Genomic DNA, 26,122 nt, shown 5'->3' on the forward strand with positions numbered 1-26,122 from the left:
CGGAGAGCAGGCCAGCGATATCGGTTGGCCGCTCGAAGCAACGGAGGAGAAAATGCGCATGCTGTTGGATCGGATCGAGGTCGTCACCCTGTTCGTCGATGATATCGACGAGGCCAAAGCGTTCTACCAAAAGGTCTTTGCGCTCGACGTCGTTTATGAAGACGCGGTATCCTCTGTCCTGAAATTCTCGGGAACGATGATCAACTTGCTCGATGCAGCGCAGGCGCCTCAGCTGGTCGAGCCATCCGCCGTGTCAGCCCCCGGTTCGGGCGCACGCATCCTGCTGACGATCAAGGTCGATGACGTCGATTCGGTTTGCGCGGAGCTGCAGAAACTCGGGGTTGCGCTGCTCAATGGTCCGATCGATCGTCCATGGGGCCGCCGCACCGCGGCCTTTGCGGATCCGTCAGGCCATGTCTGGGAGGTCGCGCACGAATTGCGCTAACCCCTCTCGTGCGATTTAAGTTTTGCCGTCATCGGCCTTACGGACGGGCCGCTTCTTCCAAGCGAAGAGCGGATTCGACGGCTATTGCCACGATGATGACCAAATTCCGTGGTGTTCGGAGGCCTCTTCATGCAATCGGGGACGGGCGCATCGGCATGGACTGGATCAATCGTTATATCGATCAGCCGCTACTGCACGGCGCGGCGGGTTTGTTGCGGAGTTGGCATCTCCGCACGCGGCAACCGCCGGAGCTGCTGGAGCCGACATGGAATCTCGTCGTGCTCTCCTTTCTGCTGATCGCGAGCGGGCAGGTTATGGCCGGCAAACCTTTTGCGCTCAGTGTCGCCGCGCTGATCATGCTGGCGCTGCCGTCTGCGCGAAAGCTGCTTTCGGCTGTGAAGGCAGGGCAAGGCGGGTACGGCGCCCGGGAGTACAAGTCGCTGAGAGCGCGCGCCATCGCCAAACGTGAGGCGGAGTGGTCGGTGCGGATCATCGTCCTCTTTGCATCGGCCTGCCTTCCGTTCATCGCCCGCATCGACGATCCGGTGGGAGCCTGTTTCATGTTGGGAGCCAGCATCTGGTTCGTGCTGACCGGGCCGCTCAAGGCCTATCTCGATGCAGCCGAACCTCCCGAGCCGAATGAAGGCGACCGGACGTACAGCGGCGCCTTTCATTTCGGCTGAAGGGAGCCGATGCGACGCCGCATGTCCCGGCCATCAGACGGACGGGAACCAAATGCGGCCGTCTCCGTTATCTCCGCAGCAACGTACAAGGAGATTGCGATGCTTTACTACGCTCTGGTGTTTCTCGTGGTGGCCTTGATTGCCGGCGTCCTCGGATTTGGCGGCATCGCAGGGGCGTCAGCTTCCATTGCCCAGGTTCTGTTCTTCATTTTCCTGGTGCTGTTCGTCGTATCGCTCGTCATGCGACTGATGCGAAAAGTATAACGCGGACAGATTAAAGTATAAAAACCCGGCGAAGCACATCGCCGGGTTTTTCTTTATTGCCACATTCGGTTTCATGTCTCCGTCACTGAAGGCTTCCGTCCCGGTCGTGGTCGGCTGTCGCGAAATCCGCCATCACCCGCTGCATGAATTCGCTTCGGCTGATCCGGCCGTTATGGTTCGCGTCGGTCAAAGTGAATTGCTCGACCGTCAGGATCTGCACCGTCTCGTCGGACTGCAGGCTGCCGTCCTTGTTCTTGTCGAGACTTCCGAAAGCTGAGCCCATGAAGGTCTCGTATTCCGATCGGTCGACGGTCTTGCTGGTATTTGCGTCAAGCCGATCCATCTGGCCCTGATACATCGATCCGGGCTGTTGCTGTTGTTGCGCCACTGCCCCAACGCATTGGCACAGTATGAATGTGGTCACCAAAGCCAAAGTTTTCATCGCTTGATATCCCTCCCCAATTATCGGCAAGCCAGGCGGTTACCCACGAAGCCGCCGCCGCCTATGCCGGCGCCGACAGCAAGCACCTGCCCGGTTCCGGCGCCGATCGTGCTGCCGATCAAGCCACCGACAATCGCGCCGCCGACGGTTCCGGCGATGCAGCCGAATTCGGAATTACGATCCGAGACGGCCTGCGACGTCGGGCCGGACTGGCAGGCGGAGACGGCAAGGCATCCCGCCAGTATGATGTTTATCCTGCGTATGCGCATCTTTCCCTCCCGATAAAATTACCCGTTATCTCCAATAGAGATCGGCGGGCGTACGATTGTCCGGCCCCCGCGAAAATATCGCCTGATTATATTTCTTAAATTCAGACTTAGTTTCTGTTCGAGCAGAAGCAGAAATCCGGAAAACAAGCGGAAATGCTGCGGCAATGCCAAGCAATCATGCTGTTTTCTCTCCAGTTGCACTGCTGCATGGAGAGTATCTTCGATACAGTACAGCTATCTATACGGCATGGCAACCTGCGCGATCATCGATGCTTATCCAAATAGGGGCGCCTGCGATGTGCATGATACCGCTCGTCGAGAGTTGACGGCGACCAGGATCGTGCCTTTCCGGCAACCATCCCTGACAACATCGTGAAATAACCGGATGACGCGAAAAGATGCCTTCGAAATGTCCCAATGGGAGCTGAACCGTAAGCGTGTTTATCGCTTGCGCCCTCCCAGGCGCTTTGACATGCGATGCGTAAATGATGCCGGTTCGGGATCGTTTTGCGGTTCCGTCCGTTATCTGTTGCCGAATCTGGTGGCGAGTAGCCGGGTATGCTCCCGTCACGATTTGAGAAGGAGAGACTTATGAACAAAATTCTTGCGACGGCTTTTGCCGCGGTATCGTTGACGTTTGTCGGCGCTGGGGCGGTCAATGCCGCCGATCTCGGCACCAGGACATATGAGGAGCCGGACCTCCGCAATGGCGTGAAGATCGGTTACCTCACCTGCGATATCGGTGGCGGCACGGGTTACGTGCTCGGTTCCTCCAAAGAGGCCGACTGCATCTTCCAGTCGACCGTCGGCAACGAACTTTCGGATCGTTATACGGGTGAAATGAGAAAGCTGGGCATCGACCTTGGCTTCACCACGCGCAGCCGCCTGATCTGGGCCGTGTTCGCGCCGACGGCCGGCTATCACCGCGGATCGCTCGCCGGCCTCTACGTCGGCGCCACCGCCGAAGCGACGCTCGGCGCCGGTGTCGGCGCCAATCTCCTGGTTGGCGGCACCTCCGGCTCGATCCATCTGCAGACGGTCAGCCTGACCGGTCAGCTCGGCCTCAACGTTGCGGCCGGCAGCGCCTCGATGACGCTTACACCAGCGAATTGATATGGCCTTGTGACGTCCCCTGCCGCGTCGCAGCAGGGGACGTCATCTCGTCCGAGGCACGATTTTGCACCCTCGCATGCCCAAGCCGGATCACGACATGATGGATATTCGAATGTCAACGCCCAGCGAGGACGAGATCCTGGTTGGGCACTATCTGAAGATCTGGGACAGCTACGGCACACCACCGGAACATTACAGGCCTGATGCGGCGGCGCGGATTTTATCTTTCATCAGAAGCGGTCGCGAAGAGCGCCGCCTGACCTCGTTCCTTGCCATCGTCGACGGCGACATCGCCGGTTCCGCATCCTGCCAGCTGCACCAATCGCCGTTTCCGGAGGTTATTCAGCCGGAACAGCGGCTGCACGGTTACATCTGGTCCGTCTATGTTGCCGACGCCTTCCGCCGGCGCGGCATCGCACTGGCGTTGACCAACAAGGCTGTCGACTATCTAAAATCGATCGGCTGCACGACCGCTGTCATCCATGCCTCGGATGCCGGCGAGCACGTCTATCGGGCCACTGGTTTCGAACTGGCTAAGGAAATGCGCCTGAAGTTTTCGGCGGAATAGCGACCGGCGATCGCCGGGGCCGCCGCCAGCTTTCCGCCTACGCTTTCGCTCGGCCGGGTGCGATAAAAGTAGCGATCGTCGCCTCGTCGTGGCGGGCCTCGCGCAGGAAGCGGCTGGCGAATTCGATAGCAGGGCTTCTCAGTGCCTCGTCCGGTCTAATCAGATGAAAGGCCACATGATAGTCGAGCGTCCGCTCCGATACAGCGACGACGCGTCCGGTGGCCATCGCGGCATCCGATAGCGGTGGCCGCGCGAGCGCGATCCCGAGGCCTTGCGCGCAGGCATCGATCACAAGATTGTAGTCCTCGAAGCGCCGATCGTGGCCGCGCGGTATATAGTCGACGCCCTCACGAGAGAGCCAGCGCCGCCAGCCTTCAATATTCGAATCGTGCAGGATCGGCAGATCGAGCAGCGCCGAGGCATCGGAGCGCTGCCCGAGCCGCTCCGCCAACGCCGGGGCGGCGATCGGAAACGATTTCTCCTGCCAGAGCGGTAGGGCGCGCACGCCGGCCCACGGTCCCTTGCCGCAGCGAATGGCAAGATCCGTGCCTTCGCCGAAATCCGCCAGCCGGTGTTCGAGCGTCAGCTCGACATGCAGCTCGTTTCCTTCGAGCTTCGGCAGGCGCTGAAACAACCATAGAGAGGCGACAGAGGGCGTCACCGAAAGGCGAACCACCGCCTTGTTGCGGCGAGGCAGCCAGCGTTCGCCGCTATTGCCGAGCAGCGTAAGTGCTTCTTCGGCCCGCGCGAAAAACCGCATGCCTTCCGGCGTCAGGCGCACGCCCCGGGCTTCGCGCGCAAACAGGCGCACGCCCATCCAGCGTTCCAGGCGCGAGACCTGCCGCGACACCGCGCCGTGGGTGATGCCGCTTTCCTCAGCGGCGGCCGAAAACGATCCGAGCCGGGCGGCGCGGGCAAAGGTCTCGAGCGTATCGAGCGGCGGAAGCACTGGCGAGCTGTGAACCATACGCACATTTGATCATCGATTGCGATGCTTTTCAAGCACGCATCGAAGGCCTACTCACTGTCGCAGGAACATATGGAGGTGAAAATGAGCATGGCGGCAAGCGCACCGGTTTCGACGAAACAGCAAGGCGGGTTCGATCTGGTGGCCTTTGCGGCGATCGTGGTCACCATCCTCTCCTGGGCTTCCTCCTTCGTGGTGATCCGCATCTGTCTTGGACCACTGACGCCGATCGAACTGGCGACGGCGCGTTATGTGGCAGCCGGCGCCATCGCCCTCGTCTATCTCGTCATCTATCGGCCGACGCCGGAAAAACGCGATTTTTTCCGCCTCTCCGTTGCCGCCGTGCTCTTCATCGCCGCCTATGCGGTTCTGCTGAACACCGGCGAGCAGACCGTTGCGGCAGGACCGGCGAGCTTCATCATCAACACCATGCCCGTCTTCACCGCCCTCATCGCCACATTCGCGCTCGGCGAGCGCTTCGGCCGCTGGGGTTGGGCGGGCACCGCGGTTTCGTTCGGCGGCGTGGCGCTGATTGCGGTCGCCTCCGACGGCGGCTTCAAGCTCGATCCGAACGCTGTCCTCATCCTTGGCGCAGCGCTCTGCTCGGCGATTGCCAGCGTGCTGCAGAAGCCGCTGCTCGGACGGTTGCCGGCACTTGCTGTCACTGCCTGGATCTTGCTCATCGGTTCCGTGCCACTGTTTCCGGCCGTCCCGGCGACGATTCAGGCGCTGGCCGCCGCACCGGCGGAGGTGAACTGGGGCGTTGCCTATCTCGTTATCTTCCCCACCGCGATCGGCTACCTCACCTGGGCGATCGCCCTGAAGCGGCTGACGGCGGCCCGCGCCTCGAATTTTCTTTACGGCGTTCCGCCGGTCGCCACGCTGATCGGGTTTGTCTGGCTGGGCGAAACGCCGACGGCGCTCGGCGCGGTTGGTGGCGTCATGGCAATCCTCGGCGTGCTGATCGTCAACGTGATGCGGAAGCGGTAGCGGCAAATTCGGGCCGTGAAGGCGGCCCGGCAAACAGTTAGGCATTGCGCCGCCGTTCGCTTTCTTTAAAACGAAAGCAGATCGAAAGGCACACGCTCATGTTCTTGACCGACCGGCAAACCGAAATCGTCGCGATTGCGAAAACGAGCGGAAGGGTGCTGGTCGAAGAGCTCGCCTCCCGCTTTTCGGTGACGCCGCAGACGATCCGCAAGGACCTGAACGATCTCTGCGATGCGCAGGTGCTGACCCGCATCCATGGCGGCGCCACCTTCCCGAGCGGGACAGAGAACGTCAAATACGAGGCGCGGCGGCAGATCGCCGCTTCCGAGAAACAGGCGATCGGCATTGCCGCGGTCGAACTGATCCCGAGCGGGGCCTCACTCTTCATCAATATCGGAACGACGACCGAGGCGGTAGGCGAGGCGCTCGCCGACCATCACGAGCTGATGGTGATCACCAACAATATCACTGTTGCCAATCGCTTGCGTCTTTTTCCGGCGATCGAGGTCGTCATTGCCGGCGGGGTGGTGCGCGGCTCGGACGGCGGGATCGTCGGTGAGGCGGCCGTCGATTTCATCCGCCAGTTCAAGGTCGATTACGCCGTGATCGGCGCTTCGGCGATCGATATCGACGGCGCGCTTCTCGACTATGATTTTCGCGAAGTGAAGGTTGCCCAAGCCATCATCGCCAATGCCCGACATGTCATTCTCGTTGCCGATTCGACGAAATTCGAACGCACCGCACCGGTCAGGATCGGCCAGCTTTCCCAGGTTCATACCTTCATCACCGATCACTGTCCGGTGCCCTCGATCCGCAATCTATGCCTCGAAAACAATGTGAAACTGATCGAAACGAACGGCAGATTTCGCTAGACAACGACCCTCACAAACATTCGTTTGACATTCGTATTCCTTTCGTTTTAACTGATGTTACTTTCGCAATTGCGCAAGTTTTGTGCGATGCGAAATCAATGGCAGTCTCGGAGGGGGAATGAGCCGGGAGATTCACGACATATTCGTCATCGGCGGCGGCATCAACGGCTGCGGGATCGCGCGTGATGCTGTGGGGCGGGGTTATTCCGTCGCATTGGCCGAGATGAACGATTTTGCTTCGGGTACCTCGTCGGGCGCCACCAAGTTGATCCATGGCGGCCTGCGTTACCTCGAGCATTACGAATTTCGCCTGGTGCGTGAATCGCTGATGGAGCGCGAGATTCTCTGGGCGATGGCGCCGCACATCATCTGGCCGCTGCGTTTCGTGCTGCCCTACCACAAGGGCGGCATCCGTCCGGCCTGGCTGATCCGGCTCGGCCTCTTCCTCTACGACCATCTCGGCGGCCGTAAGCTGCTGCCGCCGACATCCGTTCTCGACATGCGCAGCGATCCGGCCGGCAGGCCGCTGAAGGCGCTGTTTTCCAAGGCCTTCGAATATTCCGACGGCTGGGTCGACGATGCCCGCATGGTTGTGCTGAACGCCCGCGACGCCGCCGACAAAGGCGCGACCATCATGCCGCGCACCAAGGTGGTGTCGGCAAGGCGCGAGAATGGCCTGTGGCATATAGAGACCACCGATACCGTCACTAGCCGCAATGACAGCCATCAGGCCCGCATGCTGGTCAATGCCGCCGGTCCTTGGGTCGACCATGTCATCCGTTCCGCCTTCGGCCAGAACGAAGCCCACCACGTCCGCCTCGTCCAGGGCAGCCATATCGTCGTGAAGAAGAAGTTCGACGATGCGAGAGCCTATTTCTTCCAGAATCCTGACAACCGCATCATCTTCGCCATCCCCTACGAGGGCGACTTTACCCTGATCGGTACCACCGACCGCGACTACACCGCCGATCCGAGGGATGTCAGGATTTCGGAGGAGGAGACGGTCTACCTCTGCAATGCGGCGTCGGAATATTTCAAGGAGCCCGTCAGGCCGGAGGATATCGTCTGGACCTATTCGGCCGTCAGGCCGCTGTATGACGACGGCGCCTCGAAGGCGCAGGAGGCGACGCGCGACTATGTGCTGAAGCTGGAAGGCGAAGGTGCCGCGGCGCCGCTGCTCAACGTCTTCGGCGGCAAGCTCACCACCTATCGCCGGCTTTCCGAACATGCGCTGGAGAAGATCGGCGCTGCGATCGGCGCCAAAGGCGCCCCGTGGACGGCCAAAAGCCATCTGCCGGGTGGCGACTTCGCGGTCAAGGGTTACGAGGCGGAGGTCGCCAAGCTGAAGCGGCGTTATTCGTTCCTCGCCGATCGGCATGCCCGCAGGCTGGTGCGCCGCTATGGCACCAGGGCCGAGGCGCTGCTTGGCGATGCCAGCGGCATCGATGATCTCGGACGGCTGTTCGGTGGCGATCTCTACGAGGCAGAGGTCACCTATCTCGTCGAACATGAATGGGCCCGGCACGCCGAAGACGTGCTGTGGAGGAGAACAAAGGATGGTCTGCGCCTTTCGAAAGAGCAGGCCCAGTCACTGGAGGAGTACATGGCTGCCATGCCGGCGATGGCCGGGTAGGAGCCATGTGGTCCCCGCTGCGTGGAGGCACGGGAATCGGAATGCTGGAATTGCGAAACGCCGCCAAGATGGTGGGCGCGGATTATCATATCTATCCGACCGATCTGGTTCTCGAGCGGGGCACGCTGAACGTCCTGCTCGGGCCGACGCTCGCGGGTAAAACGTCGCTGATGCGACTGATGGCGGGGCTTGACCGTCCCACAGGCGGCTCCATCCATTTCGACGGCACTGACGTCACCGGCATGCCGGTGCAGAAGCGCAACGTCGCCATGGTCTACCAACAGTTCATCAATTATCCGGCATTGACGGTCTACGAGAATATTGCCTCGCCGCTGCGGATTGCCGGCAAGGATGCCAAGATCATCGATCTGGAGGTACGCAAGGCTGCCGAACTTCTGAAACTCGGGCCTTATCTCGATCGCACGCCGCTTAACCTCTCGGGCGGCCAGCAGCAGCGCACGGCGCTTGCCCGTGCACTCGTGAAGAATGCGAGCCTTGTTTTGATGGACGAGCCGCTGGCCAACCTCGACTACAAGCTGCGCGAGGAACTGCGGCAGGAATTGCCGCGCATTTTCGCCCAGTCCGGCGCGATCTTCGTTTATGCCACGACGGAACCCTCCGAAGCCTTGTTGCTGGGCGGCAATACGGCAACGCTCAGCGAGGGCCGGATCACCCAGTTTGGCCCGACGGTCGAGGTCTATCGCAATCCGCTCGATCTGACGACGGCGAAAACCTTTGCCGATCCGCCGCTGAATTTTATTGATCTAATCAAATCGGCAGGCAATTTCCTGCGCGACGGCGCTGTGATTTTTGCCGTGCCGCGGCATCTTCAGAATGTGCCAGACGGGCCGGCAACGATCGCGTTTCACCCCCATCATCTTGCACCAACCGCCCAGACGGCTGATTCGGCGCGGCTGACAGCACGGACACAGATTTCGGAGATCACCGGGTCGGAAAGTTTCGTGCATCTGCAATTTGCCGACACCCGCTGGGTGATGCTTGCGCACGGCATCCTCAATGTCGACCCGGACACGGATCTCTCCGTTTTCATCGATACGCGCCACCTTATGGCGTTCGGCGCGGACGGCCGGGCGATCACCACTGCTAGGCAGAGGGGCTAGGAGAAGATCATGGCACGTATCACCCTCGATCATATTCGACATGCCTATGGGCCGAACCCGAAGAGCGAGAAGGACTACGCTCTCAAGGAAGTGCACCACGAGTGGAACGATGGCGGTGCCTATGCGCTGCTCGGACCTTCAGGCTGCGGAAAGACCTCGCTGCTCAATATCATTTCGGGCCTTATTCAGCCCTCCGAAGGGCGAATTCTCTTTGACGGACAGGATGTTACGAACCTGCCGACGCAGCAGCGAAATATTGCGCAGGTATTCCAGTTTCCGGTCATCTACGACACGATGACTGTCTATGACAATCTGGCTTTCCCCTTGCGAAACCGCGGAGTCGCGGAGCCTGATGTTGATCGTCGTGTCCGCGAAATATTGGAGATGATTGATCTTGCAGACTGGGCCAAGCGTCGCGCGCGCGGTTTGACGGCGGACCAAAAGCAGAAGATTTCGCTCGGCCGCGGCCTCGTGCGCTCGGATGTGAACGCGATTCTCTTCGACGAGCCGCTCACTGTTATCGATCCGCATATGAAATGGGTACTGCGATCGCAGCTGAAGCGGCTGCATAAGCAGTTCGGTTTTACCATGGTCTATGTCACGCATGACCAGACGGAGGCGCTGACCTTCGCCGACAAAGTCGTGGTGATGTACGATGGCGAGATCGTGCAGATCGGCACGCCGGCCGAGCTCTTCGAGCGTCCGAGTCATACCTTCGTCGGCTACTTCATCGGTTCTCCGGGCATGAACTTCATGCCAGCCAAGGTGGAAGGCCGCACGGTTCGGGTCGGCGAGCATGCGCTGACGCTCGACTATGCGCCAAAGACTTCGGCAGCGGCCAAGGTAGAGCTTGGAATCCGGCCCGAGTTTATTCGGGTCGGCCGCGAGGGCATGCCTGTGACCGTCAGCAAGGTGGAAGATATCGGCCGGCAGAAGATCGTCCGCGCGCAGTTTGCCGGCCAGCCGATCGCGATCGTCGTCCCTGAGGACGAGGACATTCCGGCTGATCCGCGGGTGACCTTCGAGCCATCGGGTATCAGTATCTATGCCGACTCTTGGCGCGCCGGACCGGAGGCTTGATGATGGAAAAAACCTGGAACAACAAAGCGTGGTTTCTGGTCCTGCCGGTCCTCGTGCTGGTGGCATTCTCGGCCGTCATTCCCTTGATGACGGTTGTGAACTATTCCGTTCAGGACACTTTCGGAAACAACCAGTTCTTCTGGAACGGAACTGACTGGTTTACCGAAATCCTGCATTCCGACCGATTCTGGGCCGCTCTACAGCGAAACCTGATTTTTTCGTTGATCATTCTCGCTCTTGAGATCCCGCTTGGTATCTTCATTGCGCTCAACATGCCGAAATCGGGCATCGGCGTGCCGGTATGCCTGGTTCTGATGGCGCTACCACTGCTGATCCCGTGGAACGTTGTCGGCACGATCTGGCAGGTGTTCGGCCGCAACGACATTGGTTTGTTTGGCTATTACATCAATGCCATCGGCATCGATTACAACTATGTGCAGGATCCGTTCGACGCCTGGGTGACGATCATCATCATGGATGTCTGGCACTGGACGAGCCTGGTCGTCTTGCTTTGCTATGCAGGCCTCGTTTCCATTCCGGACGCTTTCTATCAGGCAGCCAAGATCGACGGTGCGTCTCGTTGGGCTGTGTTCCGCTATATCCAGCTGCCAAAGATGAAGCGCGTTCTTCTGATCGCCGTGCTGCTGCGTTTCATGGATAGTTTCATGATCTACACCGAGCCTTTTGTCGTCACTGGTGGCGGTCCCGGCAACGCGACCACTTTCCTGTCGATCGATCTGGTCAAGACCGCCCTCGGACAGTTTGACCTCGGTCCGGCCGCTGCCATGTCGCTGGTCTATTTCCTGATCATCCTGCTGCTTTCGTGGGTGTTCTACACCGTCATGACAAGCCACGACGCGGAGAATTGAAATGAGCGCCTCCAACGAAACGACAGCGAGCCGAAAAATCTCTGGCGCTACCAGTGTCGCAAGCGGTCTCTCCTCCGATGAAGTCAGCCGTCTGATGCGCCGGCGCGGCGAGGAATCGCGCTGGTGGTGGGTGGTTCCGACGATCTATATCATTGTGCTCCTGCTGCCGATCTATTGGCTCGTCAATATGAGCTTCAAGACCAACGCGGAAATCGTCAATTCTCTGACGCTTTATCCTCATAACCCGACGATCGCCAATTACGTGACGATCTTCACGGAGAAGGCGTGGTATTCCGGCTACATCAATTCAATCACCTATGTCGTGATCAACATGGTGATCTCGGTGGCAGCCGCGCTGCCGGCGGCCTATGCCTTTTCCCGTTATCGGTTCCTTGGTGACAAGCATCTTTTCTTCTGGTTGCTGACGAACCGGATGGCGCCGCCGGCGGTCTTTGCCCTGCCGTTCTTCCAGCTCTACTCAGCCTTTGGGCTGATCGATACGCACATCGCCGTGGCATTGGCGCATTGCCTCTTCAACGTGCCGCTTGCGGTCTGGATCCTTGAAGGCTTCATGTCCGGCGTGCCGAAGGAAATCGACGAAACGGCCTATATCGATGGCTATTCGTTCCCGCGCTTTTTCCTGAAGATCTTCACGCCGCTGATTGCGAGCGGCATAGGTGTCGCCTGCTTCTTCTGTTTCATGTTCTCTTGGGTCGAGTTGCTGATCGCACGAACGCTGACGACGACCGACGCCAAGCCGATCGCTGCCACCATGACCCGTACCGTCTCTGCATCCGGCATGGATTGGGGCTTGCTCGCCGCCGCGGGTGTTCTGACCTTGATCCCAGGGGCGCTGGTGATCTGGTTTGTGCGCAATTACATCGCCAAGGGCTTCGCCCTGGGGAGGGTTTGATGAGCTTTTCGCTTCCCGATTTTTCATGGATGGCGTGGACCTGGCCGACGGCCACTTTCTTCGTCGTTATCGCATTGCTGCTGATCGGCATGGGGGTCTGGGAATACGCCGCTCCGGGCGGCAATCCCCGGATCGGAATCCTGCGCTTCGAGACGACGCGCGGTGACCGGCTTTTCCTTTCGCTGCTCGGCAGCGCCTTTATCCATCTTGCCTGGCTTGGTCTCGCTGGATCAAGCCTCTGGTGGGCTCTCGCTCTCTCCGTTGTCTACGCCGTTGGCGTATTCCGTTACGTGTGAGGCAAACTGATGCAGATGGCCGGGGTTTTTCTGGCCGCCTGAGACGTGAAGACTGCAATCGCAAAACCCTGGGAGGATATCATGCGAAGGCATTTATTGACGACGACAGCAGCCGTGCTGCTGGCCATGACCGGGTCGGCCTATGCCGGCATGGACGAGGCAAAGACTTTTCTGGATAAAGAGATCGGCGACGTGTCGACGCTCTCTCGCGCCGACCAGGAAAAGGAAATGCAATGGTTCATCGATGCTGCGAAGCCTTTCCAGGGGATGGACATCAAGGTTGTTTCGGAAACCTTGACCACCCACAAGTATGAGTCCGAGGTTCTGGCTCCGGCCTTTACTGCGATTACCGGGATAAAGGTCACGCACGACGTCATTCAAGAGGGTGACGTTGTCGAGAAGATCCAGACGCAGATGCAGACCGGGCAGAACCTGTATGACGGCTGGGTCAACGACTCCGACTTGATCGGCACCCACTGGCGCTATCAGCAGGTGCGCAACCTGACCGACTGGATGGCCGGCGAAGGCAAGGACGTTACCAACCCCGGCCTCGATATCGACGACTTCATCGGCACCAAGTTCACGACAGCGCCGGACAAGAAGCTCTACCAGCTTCCCGACCAGCAGTTCGCCAACCTCTACTGGTTCCGTTACGACTGGTTCAACGACGAGAAGAACAAGGCCGATTTCAAGGCGAAATACGGCTACGATCTCGGCGTTCCGGTCAACTGGTCGGCCTATGAGGACATTGCCGAATTCTTTACCGGCCGTGACGTCAACGGCAAGAAGGTCTTCGGCCATATGGATTACGGCAAGAAGGACCCGTCGCTCGGCTGGCGCTTCACCGACGCCTGGCTGTCGATGGCCGGCAATGGTGACAAGGGTCTGCCGAACGGTCTTCCGGTCGATGAGTGGGGCATCAAGGTCGACGAGAATTCGCGTCCCGTCGGTTCGTGCGTCGCGCGTGGCGGCGATACCAACGGCCCTGCATCGGTCTATTCGATCCAGAAGTATCTCGATTGGTTGAAGGCTTACGCACCGCCGGAAGCTCAGGGCATGACCTTCTCGGAATCCGGTCCGGTGCCGGCGCAGGGTAACGTCGCGCAGCAGATCTTCTGGTACACCGCGTTCACCGCAGACATGGTCAAGCCTGGCCTGCCTGTCATGAACGAAGACGGTACGCCGAAATGGCGTATGGCACCGAGCCCGCATGGCGTTTACTGGAAAGACGGCATGAAGCTTGGCTATCAGGACGTCGGTTCCTGGACGCTGATGAAATCGACCCCGACGGACCGTGCAAAAGCCGCGTGGCTCTATGCACAGTTCGTGACCTCGAAGACGATTGACGTGAAGAAGAGCCAGCTCGGTCTCACCTTCATCCGCGAATCCACCATTCGCGACAAGAGCTTTACGGAGCGCGCTCCGAAGCTCGGCGGTCTGATCGAGTTCTATCGTTCGCCTGCGCGTGTTCAGTGGTCGCCAACCGGCACCAACGTCCCCGACTATCCGAAGCTGGCTCAGCTTTGGTGGCAGGCTATCGGTGACGCCGCTGCCGGCGCCAAGACGCCGCAGGAAGCCATGGATTCTCTTTGCGGCGAGCAGGAGAAGGTCATGGGACGTATCGAGAAATCGGGCGTCCAGGGCGATATCGGCCCGAAACTCGCTGAAGAGCAAGACCTCGCTTATTGGAACGCGGATGCGGTGAAGAAGGGCAACCTTGCGCCGCAGCTGAAAATCGAGAACGAGAAGGAAAAGCCGGTCACGGTCAACTACGACGAACTCGTCAAGAGCTGGCAGTCGAAGTAAGGCGGACCCGGCCGGAAGCGACGGGGCTTCCGGCCATCACTTCCTGCCACCGGCAACAAGCCGGTGGCACCCACAATCTTTCTCTCATGAAACGTCCGCGTCCTGCTGTCCTCGGCAGGAGCGGTTTCGCGCGAGCCGGAGACGGATATGAGCGGCTATATTCTTTCAATCGACCAGGGCACGACCTCCTCGCGCGCGATCGTCTTCGACAGCGACATGAAAATGGCCGGCTCGGCGCAGGCGGAGATCACTCAATATTATCCGCAGCCCGGATGGGTGGAGCACGACGCTGCCGAAATCTGGCAGTCCGTCGTCGATACTGTGCGCAAGGCGATCGCCGATGCCGGACTTGATGCCGCCGACATTGCCGCGATCGGCATTACTAATCAGCGCGAGACTGCGGTCGTCTGGGATCGCAGGTCCGGGACACCGCTTCACCACGCGATCGTCTGGCAGGACAGGCGCACGGCCGAAATGTGCGAGAGCCTGAAGGCCGATGGATACGAGAAGCTGTTCAGCGCCAAGACCGGGCTGCTGCTCGACCCTTATTTCTCCGGAACGAAGCTGCGCTGGCTGCTCGACAATGTCGATGGCCTACGTGAGAAGGCGGAAGTGGGCGATGTCTGCTTCGGCACGATCGACAGCTGGCTGATCTACAATTTGACTGATGGACGCGTGCATGCCACCGATGCGACCAATGCATCGAGGACGCTGCTCTACAATATCGATGACGGCGCCTGGGATGAGGAGCTTCTCGGCATTCTTCGCATTCCGGCCGCCATGCTTCCTGACGTCAGGGAATGTGCCGATGATTTCGGCCGCGTCGACAAGGCGCTGTTCGGTGCGGAGCTTCCGATCCTGGGTGTCGCCGGCGACCAGCAGGCGGCGGCGATGGGCAATGCCTGCTTCGAGCCCGGCATGATGAAATCCACCTATGGCACCGGCTGCTTTGCCCTGCTGAACACCGGCCGGGATCGTGTTTCCTCTTCCAACCGGATGCTGACGACGATCGCCTGCCGGCTCGACGGCGAGACGACCTATGCGCTCGAAGGCTCGATCTTCATCGCCGGTGCCGCCGTGCAATGGCTGCGCGACGGCCTCGGCATCATCGGCCAGGCATCCGAGGCGGGGGTGCTTGCCGCCAAGGCCGATCCCGGACAGCAGGTCTACATCGTTCCGGCCTTCACCGGTCTCGGCGCGCCCTATTGGGATCCGGCCGCGCGTGGCGCGATCTTCGGTCTGACACGAAACAGCGGGCCGGCGGAATTTGCCCGCGCCGTGCTTGAATCCGTCGCCTACCAGACGCTCGATCTGCTGGTGGCGATGAAGAAGGACTGGGGCGTCAACCAGCTGGAAACGGTGCTGCGCGTCGATGGCGGCATGGCGGCTTCGGATTGGACGATGCAGTGCCTGGCCGACATGACCGGAAATCCTGTCGACCGCTCGGCGATCCGCGAGACGACGGCGCTGGGCGCAGCCTGGCTCGCCGGTTCGAAAGCCGGCATCTGGCCAGGCAAGCGGGATTTTGCGCAGGCCTGGGCCTGCGACCGCCGCTTCAGCCCTTCGATGGATGAGACCGAGCGGCAGGGCAAGATCATCGGCTGGAAGAATGCCGTCTCCAGAATGATTTCGGACGCCTCCGCGGGATAGAGCCGCTTCCCGCTCTTACGCGCCGGCGGGCTTTCTATTGATGAAGCTCAGGGCGAGCACGGCGAAGATCAGCGTTCCCGTGCCGACCTGCTGCCAGTAGAAATTCAGATCGGTCAGCAGCAAGCCATTGGCGACGATGCTGAGCAGCAGCGCGCCGAGAACGGTCCCGCCGACATTCGGCCGTCCGAGTGGGCTGAGCGTGGTGCCGATGAAGGTCGCGCCGATCGCATTCAGCAGGAAGGCATTGCCCGAGGAGGGGATGTAGGTGGTGACGGTTGCGGTCAGGATCAGGCCGGCGATTGCCGCGATCAACCCGACCAGGATGAAAGTCACCGCGACATGGGCCGGCGCGGCGATGCCGGAATAGCGCACGACGCCCGGCTGGATGCCGATCGACAGGATGACGCGGCCGAAACGCGTGCGGGCAAAGACAACGGCAGCGGCCGCGATGACGACGATGGCGGCGGCAAGCGGCACCGGAATGCCGGCGATCGTGCCGTGGCCGAGAAAACGGAAGGCTTCCGGCACGCCGTTCGGCGGCAAATAGACCGGATTGCCGCCATTGGTCAGCAACTGCTGAACGCTGCGGCCGATGAACAGGGTGCCGAGCGTGGCGAGGAACGGCGACACGCCGATCCCGGAAATCAAGAGCGCGTTGAAGGCGCCTACGAACGCTCCGGCGGCCAGTCCCGCGAGGGCGGCGACTGCCACCGGCTGCCCGGCGACGACGAGCGAAACGAAGGCGAAGCTGGCAAAATCCATCGCCGTTCCCACCGAAAGATCGATGCCACCCGATGCGACGGCGAAGGTCATGGCGACCGAGACGATAGCCAGCAGCGTGAAATTGTTGACCAGAATGCTCTGCAGGTTGGCAGGCGTCAGGAAAGTCGGGGTTGCCACGGAGAAGGCGGCAAACACCGCAACCAGGGCGAGGATCAGCCCATAGCGCACCAGGCCGCCGGCGATGAGACGCGGCAAGTCGATGCTGGCGGGGGGAGGGGTCTGGAGCGACATGGTCAGGCCTCCTGCCGGCGCAGCAGCGTGGTCGCAGAAACGACGATGAGAATGAGCACGCCCTGGACGCCGCTGACCAGCGTGCTCGAAATGTTCAGCAGCTGGAAACCATTGACCAGGAAGCCGACCAAAAGGGCCGAAAGCAGCGTCCCGGTGATCGTCGGAACCAGCCGGCGCGAAAAGACCGAGCCGAGGAGGGCCGTCACGACGACGGGCAACAGCATCTCGCCAGCGCCGGTCGTGCTGCCGCTCAGATAGGAAACCGATAGGATGCCAGCGATGCCGCCGGAGACGCCGCTGGCAACGAAGGCGCCGGCCAGCAGCCGGCGAAGCGGCAGACCGGCGGCACGCGCCGCATCCGGAAACTCACCGACGGCGTAGAGACGCAGGCCGAGCGGAGTATATTGAACGATCGCCGTGGTGATGGCCGTGAAGCCGAGGAGCACATAGGCAAGAACCGGGATGCCGAAAGGATCCGAGGCGGAAAGCGCCGACAGGAATGGTGTCGAGGCGGGCAGGACGGTATTGCCGGTCAGCACCAATTCCAGGCCGGCGACGACGTTCATGACGGCAAGCGTGGCCAGCAGCGGCACGATGCCGGCATAGACGATGGCAATGGCATTGACCGTGCCGATCAGGGCGCCGGTGAGGATCGCCGCCGCAATCGCCGTCGCATCGCCGTAGCCGAGCTGCGTCAGGCTCGCATAGACGGCAGCGCTGAGGCCCATATTGGCAGCCAGCGACAGGTCGATGCCGCCGGTGACGACATTGGAGCCGCCGGCAATCAGCACGATCGTCAACCCGATGGCAAGCACACCGGAGATGGCCGATTGACCAAGTACGTTGCCTATATTGCCGATGCTGAGGAAATAGGGTGCGGTCAGCGAAAAGATGATCAGGATGGCGGCGAAAGCGATCAGCGATCCGAAGCGCAACGCGGTCGCTGCAATATTGCCGGCCGGCCGGGGAGGCGGTTCCGCAGCGGAAAAACCGGAAGGCGCGAATTCTACTTCAGCCGACATGGCGTTGTCCCTCGGATGATCCGGTCGATTGAGCGAGCACCGCATCCGCCGTGGTCTCCGACGAGACGAATTCCCGCGCCACGCGGCCGCGGAAGAGCACCAGGATGCGATCGGTGATGCCGATGAGCTCGGGCAGATCCGAAGACAGCACGATGACGCCGGCGCCGCGCGACGCGAGTTCGCCGATCAGCGTATAGATCTCGACCTTGGAGCCGATATCGACGCCGACTGTTGGTTCGTCGAGGAGATAGACCTCGGAGCGGCGGCTCAGCCACTTGGCGATGGCGATCTTCTGCTGGTTGCCGCCCGAAAGCGTGCGCAGCAGGGCATCGCGGCCATTGGTCTTCACCTGCAGCCGCGTAATCAGAGTGTCCACTTCTTGCTGTTCGCGTCTGCGATCGAGAAAGCCGAAGCGCGTGAAGCGGCCAAGGCTGGAAAGGCTGATATTTTCCGCGACGCTGAGGTCGAGCGCGACGCCGTGGCGACGGCGATCTTCCGGCACCAGGGCGATCTCGCGACCGGCCGCCTGGGTGGGATTGGTGAAACGGGCAGCTTTGCCGCTGACCTCGATATGGCCGGAAGCCGGGGTCTCCAGACCGAAGAGAGTGCGGACCAGCTCCTTTGCGCCGGAGCCGAGCAGGCCGGTGAGGCCGAGCACCTCGCCGCGGCGAAGCGTGAAACTGATGTCGTTATATTTCCCCGGCGCCGACAGCTGCTCGACCTTGAGGATTTCCGCGCCGGGCGTCACCTGCGGCTTCGGAAACATCTCCTTGATGTCGCGTTCGACCATCAGCCGCGCAATCGCGCCAGCCGAGGTCTCCCCGATCGGCAAGGAGGCGACGTCCAGCCCATTGCGCAGCACGGTGACGTGGTCGCAGAGCTCTTCGATTTCGTTCAGGTAATGCGAGATATAGATGATGGTGACGCCTTCGTCGCGCAGACGGCGGATCAACCGGAAGAGGATATCGGCCTCGCGGCGCACCAGTGCGGCCGTCGGCTCATCGAAGACGAGCACCTTCGGCTGATTGAGGAGCGCGCGGGTGATTTGCACGATCTGCTTTTCGGCAGTCGACAATTCGCTGATCAAGGCGGCGTTCGGCAACCGGATACCGAAATAGTCGTTGAGAATATCAGACGCGCGACGTTGCATCAGTCGCCGGTCGAGGAACGGTGTGCCCGATATCCGCGGTTCCCGGCCAAGGAACAGAGCTTCGCCGACGGTGAAGGTCGGCACCAACAGCCGGTCCTGGTGAATGAAATGGATACCGAGCTCTTCGGCAAGATGCGGTGTCAGCCTGTCGAATGTTTGCCCTTCGATCTCGATCCGGCCGCCATCCGGCTGATGAAGACCGGCCAGCAGTTTGATCAGCGTCGACTTGCCGGCGCCGTTCTGGCCGACGAGACCGTGGATGGTGCCGCGCCTGACGATCAGCGACGCACCGGCAAGCGCCTGCGCACCGCCGAAATGCTTGACGATGCCTTCAAAGCGGATGATGTCGTCGCGGGCCGTCACCGGCGGCTTCAACGAAATGGCCGTCATATCGATCTCTCCGGGCGGGCAGATTGCGAGCGATCCGGCGATGACCGGACCGCTCGTGTTCAGTGTCAGCCGATGCCGAGCTTCTTGGTGACTTCGCCGACATTGGCCTTGTTGGCGAGCAGTGCCGGAACATAGGTCTCGCGCGGCAGCGTCTGGCCGGCGAGCAGCTTGGCGACGTTGCGGATGGCGGTGCGGCCGATTTCCGCCGGCTGCTGGGCGACATCGGCACCGGCTGGCGAATTCGGATCGGCGATGAGCTGGAGCACTTCCGGGCTGCCATCGACACCGTAGGTGCGGATCTCGGTCCGCCCGGCGGCCGCCAAGGCCTGGGTCGCGCCAAGCTGCGGAATGTCCTAGGCCGACCAGATCGCCTTGATCGAACCCTTTTCCGGATATTTGTTGAGGATCGCCGTGATCTGCGTGAAGGCGTCCTGCACGGTATTCGGGATGACGTCGCGCAGTTCCGGCTGGAGGATTTTGACCTTCGGGAAATATTTGACGACATTGACCAGCTGGTCGTAGCGGATCGCGCAGGGGGTTACGCCGTAGAAGCCGTTGAAGACGACGATATTGCCTTCGCCGCCAATATCGGAGACGAGCTGCAGCGCCAGGTCCTTGCCGATGCCCCAGTTATCGGAGGTGGTGTTGTTGATCGAATTGGTCGAACCGACGTCGACGGTCAGAACCGGGATCCCGGCATCGCGCGCCTTCTTCAGCCAGGGATCGATGACGCTGAGCGTTCCAAGGATCTGAACGATCGCATCCGGCTTCTGGGCAATCAGCGTCTGCAGCTGCGAGACGAGCTTGCCGTCATTGCGTCCGGCATCGACGGCGATCGGCTCGCCACCGAGGCGCTTTACCTCCTCGATCTGGGCATTATAGGCCTGCAGGTCGAAGAAGTGATCGGTGCCGGTTGCGCTGATGGCGATGCGCTTGCCTTTCAGCGACAGTTCTTCGCCCGCGGCAAAAGCCGACTTCTGTCCGATGAGCGATGCACCGGCGACGGCGACCCCGGCCGCGGCGGACAGTTTCAGCAGCTCTCGTCTTCCGAGACCGTTTTCAGACTTTTCGATACTCATCGCAATTTCTCTCCAATTAATTATGTCTATAGATTAAATGGATTAATGCGGATGGATAGGAACGAATTTCCAAAAGAACGATCTCCGGGGGAAAGAGTGGACAAAACGAAAGCTCTTCCCTGGCCGCGGTTTCCCGCGACCAGGGATGATTCCGGAGGCCTCGGCGGTTTTCAGAGCGGTCGATGAGTCTGCAGCCACCGATCAAGAAGAACATGCACTGCATAATTCTTGCGCATGCGACCAAATTTGCCGAAGGCGAACTCCTGCCGGGCCGCGGTGCCGTGTGGCGCGACAGCAGGCGTAAAATCACGATTTAACGGGGCACCGTCGGGTTTTATGCTGCGACGTTGATATCCAGCGCGAAGCTTCGCTCCACTTGGCGCGCAACTTGCTTCTCCCCTGCCAGGGAGAATGAAACAATGCCCGATATCGACCCGCAGATTTTCTCAATAAGCCGGCCATCCCTTGGAGGCTACAAGGCTTTCGTTCAACGCGACATGATTGTCGAGACCTATCGCAGCGCCGCGGGGCAAATGGTTTCGAGGGGCTCCCTTCATCGAATTTCGATCAACCGCACGGCGCACGGCAAATATGCCTATCGGCTTGGAAGCGGGGCATTCCGCAAAGTTGAGAGGCCGCCGTTCACCCTCGGATTTCAACCGGCCGCCACCGTCCTTGAAGTCGATGGCGATGCGGCGGATTATATCTCGATCTTCCAGTCACCTGCGCTCTACAGCAGCATTGGCGGCTCTCGCTTCGATTCCGAGCATTGGGATAGTGATGCGCTCAGCGCGACGACTGATCCGACAACGCTGCAGGTCGCGCTCTCCCTTGCATTTGCCGCCGAGAAGACCGGGCGCGACGACCCGCTTTTGATGCAGCATCTGGGGATGGCGCTCGCCTGTTGCGTTGTAAAACTGCTGGGCGCCAAACCTGAAGCCGGCGATCGTCCGCTGACATCGGAGAACCTTCGACGGGTGATCGACTACATTGAAAACCTGCTTGGCAAATCCGATCTGAGTGTGGAGGAGCTGGCCGGGGTGGCCCATATGAGCCCCTTTCACTTCAGCCGGGAATTCAAACGGGCGGCCGGCATGGCGCCGCATCGCTTCGTTCTCGAACGCAGGATCGAACGAGCACGGCTTTACCTCGCCGATGGCAAGGAGACGCTCGCAAACATCGCTTATGCCACAGGCTTTTCCAGCCAGGCGCATTTCTCCAGCGTCTTTCGCCGTCTGATGGGGGCGACACCGAAGGAATACCAGCGTTCGGTCCGTCTTTGAGCCGGCTCTTGCCGATGACAGATCAGCAGCTTTGCGAAAGACAACCGCACGAATTTGAAATCTCTTGAGGCTGCGGTCTGCGAGGCTTTTCCCATCAGGAGGCCCATATGACCGCTTTTGCCCAAACCAATCCGATTACCGACATCTGCTTTTTGGTCGAGGACATCGACAAAGCATCGGCCTTCTATGTCGAGCGGCTTGGCTTCAAGCCGCGCCGCCGGGCTCCGGGCTTTGCCGATTTCAAAGGGGCGGGCGTGACGCTGGCGCTCTGGGAGATCGAGCATATCGCCGAGAATACCGGTGTCTCAAGCCGCCGTGCCCCGCAAGGTGCACACAAGGCCTGCGCGGCCATCGAGCTCGCCTCGCCAGAGCAGGTCGATGCTGCCTATGCGGAGCTGAAAGCTGCGGGCGTGCTCTTCCACGCGCCGCCGCAGGATTATGTCTGGAACGCGCGATGCGTCTATTTCGCCGATCCTGACGACAATCTCTGGGAAATCTATGCGTGGTCCGCAGGTGGCCCGATCGGTGACATCGGCCCGCAATAGCGAGCGCAATCGGTCGGTCGTCCAACAATCCAACAAGGGGAAAGGCAAGCAAATGAACGGGGAAGACAAACAAATCGTGGTCGGCAGGCGTACCGTCCTGAAGGGCGGTGCCTTTGCCCTTGCTGCAGCGACGGCAGGGATCAGCGTGTTCGTGCCGCGTCACTCCAAAGCCGCCGCATCCAAGGTCGTCATCAAATATGACTGGCTGATGAGCAACGGACAGATCGGCGATATCGTCGCAGTCAAGCGTGGGCTGTTCGAGGCCGAGGGTCTCGACGTCCAGTTTTCCCCTGGTGGTCCCAATTCGGCAACGGTGCCGCCCGTGATCACGGGTGATGCGCAGCTCGGCCAGTTCTCGGATTCGGCACAGCTTCTTCTTGCCAGGTCATCCGGCGTGCCGATCAAGATCTTCGCCTGCGGTTTTCGCATGGCGCCTTTCGCCTTCTATTCGCTGCCCAAGGCGCCGATCCGCACCGTCAAGGACATGATCGGCAAGCGCATCGGCATCCAGCCGACGGCTCGTTATGTCCTTGATGCCATCCTGCTGAAGAACAATATCGATCCCTCGAGCCTGACCATCACCAATATCGCCTTCGACATGACGCCGCTGATGACCGGTCAGGTCGATGCAGTGACCGGATGGATCACTAACACGCAAGCCCTTTCCATCATCGGCCCCGACCGCATTGATCTGATAATGAAGGACACGGGCCTGCCGTCCTACGCCAACGTCTATTTTGCCACCGACGATGCCGTGACCGGCCATGCTGAGACATTGGCAAAGGTGTTGCGTGCGGTCGCCAAGGGTTGGGCCTGGACGCATGACCATCCCGAAGAGGCGGTCAAATTGACGGTGGAGGCCTATCCGCAGCTCGACCTTGCCGTGGAGCTGAAGACGATACCGCGCATATTGTCGCTGAGCTTCGACGCAGCAACGGGTAAGGATGGCTGGGGCAGTTTCGATCCGGCGGCGCTTGCCGAACAGATTTCCGTCTACGACAAGATCGGCCAGTTCAAGAGCGGCGCGCCGAAGCTGGAGGACTGCTATACGGCCAAAATCCTGGACATGACGGCGGACGACCGCCCGAAGATTGCGTGAGAGCGGATTTGCCTGAAGCAGCGGCCATCGAAACCAAGGATCTGGCTGTCGGTTATGCCGGCGCTGTCGAGACGACCCGCATTCTGTCCGGCGTCGACCTCAGCGTCGGCAGGGGCGAGTTTCTGACCATTCTCGGTCCCTCTGGCTGCGGCAAGTCGACCTTGCTGCGTGCCGTGGCGGATCTTCTCCCGCCGCTTGACGGGCGGCTGTCGGTGCTCGGCAGGACAGCGTCGGAGGCGCGCCGGCGGCGCGAGGTCGCCTTCGTCTTTCAGGACGCAACGCTGCTGCCGTGGCGGACCGTGAAAGAGAATGTCGCGCTGCCGCTGCAGGTGGGGAAGAAGAGCGTCTTGCGATCGGTCGATCCGCGGCCCGACCACTGGATCGAACTGGTCGGCCTGTCGCATCTGGCCGATCGCTATCCGCATCAACTGTCCGGGGGCCAGCGCCAACGCGTCGCCATAGCGCGCGCGCTTCAATGCGAGCCGGATATCCTGCTCATGGACGAACCCTTCGGTGCGCTCGACGAGATCACCCGTGAACGACTGAACGACGAGCTTCTGGACGTCTGGCGCCGGACCGGCACGACCATCCTGTTCGTCACCCACAGCGTCGTCGAGGCGATCTATCTCGGCGGACGCGTGCTGGTCCTGGCCGCCAATCCGGGCCGCGTCCAGGCGCTGATCGACCTTGCACCGCTGAAAGACGAGCGTGGGCTCTGTCGGCGCGAGAGTCTCGATGTCCAGGAGACAGCCGCCCATCTGCGCCATTTGTTGCAGCAGGGGAGTTCGGCTGCATGATGCATCGTCCGTTGTCATTCGCCGAGGCAATCGGCCTTCCTGTTATCGGCGCCCTTTCGCTGCTTCTCGCCTGGCAGTGGCTGGTGCCGGCGCTCGGTATTCCGGCCTATATCGTTCCAACGCCGCTGGCGATCCTGCGCACGCTTGGCATCGAATGGCGCTTCCTTCTGTCGAACGCCGTTCCGACGTGGGGTGAGGCGGGCCTCGGCTTCCTCCTGGGCAACAGTCTCGCCGTGATCATGGCAATTGCCTTTGTCTATAATCCACGGTTCCAGGCCGCCTATTTTCCCGTTGTCCTGCTCTTCAACACCATCCCGGTGCTGGCGCTTGCGCCGATCATCATCCTCATCTTCGGCCTCGGCATGCTGCCAAAGGTCATCATCGCTGCTCTCATTTGCTTCTTCCCAACCCTGGTGAATACCGCCCGCGGCCTCAATCTGGCGACGGCGAGCGAGCTTGACCTGATGCATGTGCTTTCGGCGAGCGGGTGGGAGACGTTCTGGCGTCTGCGCGCCCCACGGTCCGCCCCCTTGCTTTTTGCGTCGCTGCGCATTTCGGCAACCACCTGTGTGATCGGCGCCATCGTCGGGGAGTGGATCGGCTCGAACCAGGGGCTGGGCGCAGTGATCATCCAGTCGACATTCAACTATCAGGCGGAAAGGCTTTTTGCCGCCGTCGTGCTCGCCTCTTTCTCCGGCATCGTCTTTTTTGCCGCTGTTGCCCAGATCGAGCGGATTTTCCGTCGACTGCAGCCGGGGCAGAGCTGAAAGCGTTCAATGCGGGCGCCGCAACGCTGACGCTTTCCAGGATATGACAAGGCCTCCCGATGTTATCTGCGGGAGGCCTTGTAGGTTCTACTCCTCCATGCTCTCACTGACGTCGGAGAGATCGATGCCATGGGTGTCGAACCACCCAGTCAGGACTCATCTCGGAATGGCGGTCACGCAGACACAGATATTTGGCGCGCAGCCGCTTCTGGCGTTCGACCTCTTCCGCGAAGAAGGGGTGATGGAGCATGCCGCCCATCTTGTGGATGCGACGGAGCAGCTTTCGCAAGACGTATCCCTGCTCCTTATTACCAGGTCGGTAGCCGCTTTCCACGATTGTCATGACTGTCTCGCACAGTGTCCCGAGCGCATCGTCTTGCGGTGTGCCGCTGACGATCATGTCGAGGCGTTCCAAACCAAAACCGACATCGATGCAGCTTCCGAGCGGATTGACGATGTTTCCGATCTCGACGCCATCCTTATAGAACTCGGTGCAGTATCCGCGGATGCTGCCATCGCTCCACATGCATTCCGGATCCGGCACGATGGGCACGCGCCCGCCATAGAGCGGCGTCCATTCCACCAGGCGGTCGGGATGGATCGTCACATGATCCGGCACGAGCCCCACCGTTTCCAGAAACTCGAGCCAGAAATCGATGGCGTTGCCGACGGTCATTTCCCTGAAGGAGAAAAGGCCGAGCATGGAGAAATGGAGAAGATGAGTTCCGTCGCCGATCTCGTCGAGGTCGCCCATGCGCAGGCAAGCCTGGCTGTTTGCGACGGTTCCACTATGGGAGGGATCGGAGAAGAGGGGCTTGTACTGCTGCATTCCAGCGCTGCAGAAGAGCGTGGTATCGTCATGCGGCCGTACGGATTCGATGCGTATGAAATTGATGCCCTTGGAAAGGCAGAAGTCTTGATATTGCTGGATCAGGCGTCCCGCGGTGACATAGGCAACCTCCTTCATTGTTCGTATGCCTTTGGTAAAGATAGCG

At 60.6% G+C, this 26,122-nt stretch carries 26 protein-coding genes and 2 pseudogenes; 20 read left to right on the top strand and 8 right to left on the bottom strand.

Translation table 11 applies throughout. From position 1 onward, the window contains the following. Window positions 1-52: 52 nt before the first annotated feature. The 3 genes from AC2444_RS28170 to AC2444_RS28180 all read left to right on the top strand — a co-directional run bounded on the left by AC2444_RS28170 (window position 53) and on the right by AC2444_RS28180 (window position 1,392). On the top strand, window positions 53-445 hold the full coding sequence (locus tag AC2444_RS28170; RefSeq protein ID WP_128406048.1) for a VOC family protein: 393 nt from the start codon (window positions 53-55) through the stop codon (window positions 443-445). A gap of 92 nt (window positions 446-537) precedes the next feature. Continuing rightward, complete coding sequence (locus AC2444_RS28175; protein WP_012759904.1) at window positions 538-1,128, top strand: hypothetical protein; 591 nt, start codon at window positions 538-540, stop codon at window positions 1,126-1,128. A gap of 99 nt (window positions 1,129-1,227) precedes the next feature. Continuing rightward, window positions 1,228-1,392 carry a DUF1328 domain-containing protein gene (locus AC2444_RS28180; protein ID WP_003549551.1) on the top strand — a complete coding sequence of 55 codons (165 nt, stop codon included), beginning with the start codon at window positions 1,228-1,230 and terminating at the stop codon, window positions 1,390-1,392. A gap of 82 nt (window positions 1,393-1,474) precedes the next feature. Here the strand turns inward: AC2444_RS28180 and AC2444_RS28185 are convergent, their stop codons facing one another. After that, complete coding sequence (locus tag AC2444_RS28185) at window positions 1,475-1,834, bottom strand: EF-hand domain-containing protein (RefSeq protein ID WP_017997076.1); 360 nt, start codon at window positions 1,832-1,834, stop codon at window positions 1,475-1,477. 20 nt (window positions 1,835-1,854) lie between these two features. Further along, window positions 1,855-2,103, bottom strand: a complete 249-nt coding sequence (locus tag AC2444_RS28190) for a YMGG-like glycine zipper-containing protein (protein ID WP_128449616.1) — start codon at window positions 2,101-2,103, stop codon at window positions 1,855-1,857. A 591-nt stretch (window positions 2,104-2,694) separates the two neighbouring features. Here AC2444_RS28190 and AC2444_RS28195 point away from each other — a divergent pair. Together AC2444_RS28195 and AC2444_RS28200 are read left to right on the top strand one after the other, a co-directional pair. Beyond that, window positions 2,695-3,216, top strand: a complete 522-nt coding sequence (locus tag AC2444_RS28195; RefSeq protein WP_017957594.1) for a DUF992 domain-containing protein — start codon at window positions 2,695-2,697, stop codon at window positions 3,214-3,216. 76 nt (window positions 3,217-3,292) lie between these two features. After that, entirely contained in the window at window positions 3,293-3,784 is a 492-nt protein-coding gene (locus tag AC2444_RS28200) for a GNAT family N-acetyltransferase (protein WP_128449615.1), read from the top strand. A 37-nt stretch (window positions 3,785-3,821) separates the two neighbouring features. Here AC2444_RS28200 and AC2444_RS28205 read toward each other — a convergent pair whose 3' ends face one another. Next, the gene (locus AC2444_RS28205; protein WP_128449614.1) at window positions 3,822-4,751 is read right to left on the bottom strand and encodes a LysR family transcriptional regulator; all 930 of its coding nucleotides are present in this window, start codon (window positions 4,749-4,751) and stop codon (window positions 3,822-3,824) included. Between the two features lie 72 nt (window positions 4,752-4,823). Between AC2444_RS28205 and AC2444_RS28210 the strand changes: the two genes are divergently transcribed. From AC2444_RS28210 to glpK, 10 genes are all read left to right on the top strand, one after another. Then, window positions 4,824-5,741 (top strand): DMT family transporter, encoded by a 918-nt coding sequence (locus tag AC2444_RS28210; protein ID WP_206615931.1) that lies wholly within the window; start codon window positions 4,824-4,826, stop codon window positions 5,739-5,741. Window positions 5,742-5,839: 98 nt separating this feature from the next. After that, entirely contained in the window at window positions 5,840-6,613 is a 774-nt protein-coding gene (locus AC2444_RS28215) for a DeoR/GlpR family DNA-binding transcription regulator (protein WP_128449612.1), read from the top strand. Window positions 6,614-6,731: 118 nt separating this feature from the next. Continuing rightward, entirely contained in the window at window positions 6,732-8,246 is a 1,515-nt protein-coding gene (gene glpD, locus AC2444_RS28220) for a glycerol-3-phosphate dehydrogenase (protein ID WP_017997082.1), read from the top strand. Between the two features lie 41 nt (window positions 8,247-8,287). Next, the gene (locus AC2444_RS28225; protein ID WP_017997083.1) at window positions 8,288-9,367 is read left to right on the top strand and encodes an ABC transporter ATP-binding protein; all 1,080 of its coding nucleotides are present in this window, start codon (window positions 8,288-8,290) and stop codon (window positions 9,365-9,367) included. A gap of 9 nt (window positions 9,368-9,376) precedes the next feature. Next, entirely contained in the window at window positions 9,377-10,447 is a 1,071-nt protein-coding gene (locus AC2444_RS28230) for an ABC transporter ATP-binding protein (protein ID WP_017997084.1), read from the top strand. Window positions 10,448-10,449: 2 nt separating this feature from the next. Further along, window positions 10,450-11,316, top strand: a complete 867-nt coding sequence (locus tag AC2444_RS28235) for a carbohydrate ABC transporter permease (RefSeq protein WP_012759894.1) — start codon at window positions 10,450-10,452, stop codon at window positions 11,314-11,316. A 1-nt stretch (window position 11,317) separates the two neighbouring features. After that, entirely contained in the window at window positions 11,318-12,229 is a 912-nt protein-coding gene (locus AC2444_RS28240; RefSeq protein WP_012759893.1) for a carbohydrate ABC transporter permease, read from the top strand. Further along, entirely contained in the window at window positions 12,229-12,525 is a 297-nt protein-coding gene (locus tag AC2444_RS28245; protein ID WP_003552210.1) for a DUF2160 domain-containing protein, read from the top strand. The genes AC2444_RS28240 and AC2444_RS28245 overlap by 1 nt, the downstream gene beginning before the upstream one ends. An 81-nt stretch (window positions 12,526-12,606) precedes the next feature. Next, the gene (locus AC2444_RS28250) at window positions 12,607-14,331 is read left to right on the top strand and encodes an ABC transporter substrate-binding protein (protein WP_012759892.1); all 1,725 of its coding nucleotides are present in this window, start codon (window positions 12,607-12,609) and stop codon (window positions 14,329-14,331) included. 147 nt (window positions 14,332-14,478) lie between these two features. Further along, a complete protein-coding gene (glpK, locus tag AC2444_RS28255) occupies window positions 14,479-15,981 on the top strand; it encodes a glycerol kinase GlpK (RefSeq protein ID WP_012759891.1) in 1,503 nt (500 codons plus the stop codon). A gap of 15 nt (window positions 15,982-15,996) precedes the next feature. Here the strand turns inward: glpK and AC2444_RS28260 are convergent, their stop codons facing one another. The 4 genes and pseudogenes from AC2444_RS28260 to AC2444_RS28275 all read right to left on the bottom strand — a co-directional run bounded on the left by AC2444_RS28260 (window position 15,997) and on the right by AC2444_RS28275 (window position 20,636). Further along, on the bottom strand, window positions 15,997-16,995 hold the full coding sequence (locus AC2444_RS28260; RefSeq protein ID WP_128449611.1) for an ABC transporter permease: 999 nt from the start codon (window positions 16,993-16,995) through the stop codon (window positions 15,997-15,999). Between the two features lie 2 nt (window positions 16,996-16,997). Beyond that, window positions 16,998-18,017 (bottom strand): ABC transporter permease, encoded by a 1,020-nt coding sequence (locus AC2444_RS28265; protein WP_128449610.1) that lies wholly within the window; start codon window positions 18,015-18,017, stop codon window positions 16,998-17,000. Then, entirely contained in the window at window positions 18,007-19,557 is a 1,551-nt protein-coding gene (locus AC2444_RS28270; protein ID WP_128449609.1) for a sugar ABC transporter ATP-binding protein, read from the bottom strand. Before AC2444_RS28270 ends, AC2444_RS28265 begins: the two co-directional genes overlap by 11 nt. A gap of 65 nt (window positions 19,558-19,622) precedes the next feature. Further along, window positions 19,623-20,636, bottom strand: a pseudogene (locus AC2444_RS28275) (sugar ABC transporter substrate-binding protein). 419 nt (window positions 20,637-21,055) lie between these two features. Between AC2444_RS28275 and AC2444_RS28280 the strand changes: the two are divergent. The 5 genes from AC2444_RS28280 (at window position 21,056) to AC2444_RS28300 (ending at window position 25,127) form a co-directional block, all read left to right on the top strand. Further along, complete coding sequence (locus AC2444_RS28280) at window positions 21,056-21,919, top strand: helix-turn-helix transcriptional regulator (RefSeq protein ID WP_012760176.1); 864 nt, start codon at window positions 21,056-21,058, stop codon at window positions 21,917-21,919. 107 nt (window positions 21,920-22,026) lie between these two features. Beyond that, entirely contained in the window at window positions 22,027-22,464 is a 438-nt protein-coding gene (locus tag AC2444_RS28285) for a VOC family protein (RefSeq protein WP_012760175.1), read from the top strand. A 52-nt stretch (window positions 22,465-22,516) separates the two neighbouring features. Next, window positions 22,517-23,563: an ABC transporter substrate-binding protein gene (locus AC2444_RS28290; protein ID WP_128449608.1), complete on the top strand. Its 1,047-nt coding sequence runs from the start codon at window positions 22,517-22,519 to the stop codon at window positions 23,561-23,563. An 8-nt stretch (window positions 23,564-23,571) separates the two neighbouring features. Next, window positions 23,572-24,360 carry an ABC transporter ATP-binding protein gene (locus tag AC2444_RS28295; RefSeq protein WP_041935945.1) on the top strand — a complete coding sequence of 263 codons (789 nt, stop codon included), beginning with the start codon at window positions 23,572-23,574 and terminating at the stop codon, window positions 24,358-24,360. Then, window positions 24,357-25,127 (top strand): ABC transporter permease, encoded by a 771-nt coding sequence (locus AC2444_RS28300; RefSeq protein WP_128449607.1) that lies wholly within the window; start codon window positions 24,357-24,359, stop codon window positions 25,125-25,127. Before AC2444_RS28295 ends, AC2444_RS28300 begins: the two co-directional genes overlap by 4 nt. Window positions 25,128-25,214: 87 nt before the next feature. Here the strand turns inward: AC2444_RS28300 and AC2444_RS28305 are convergent. Continuing rightward, window positions 25,215-26,094 (bottom strand): annotated as a pseudogene (locus AC2444_RS28305) (alanine--tRNA ligase-related protein). Between the last annotated feature and the right edge of the window lie 28 nt (window positions 26,095-26,122).

The sequence above is a fragment of the Rhizobium sp. WSM1328 genome (assembly GCF_057653715.1).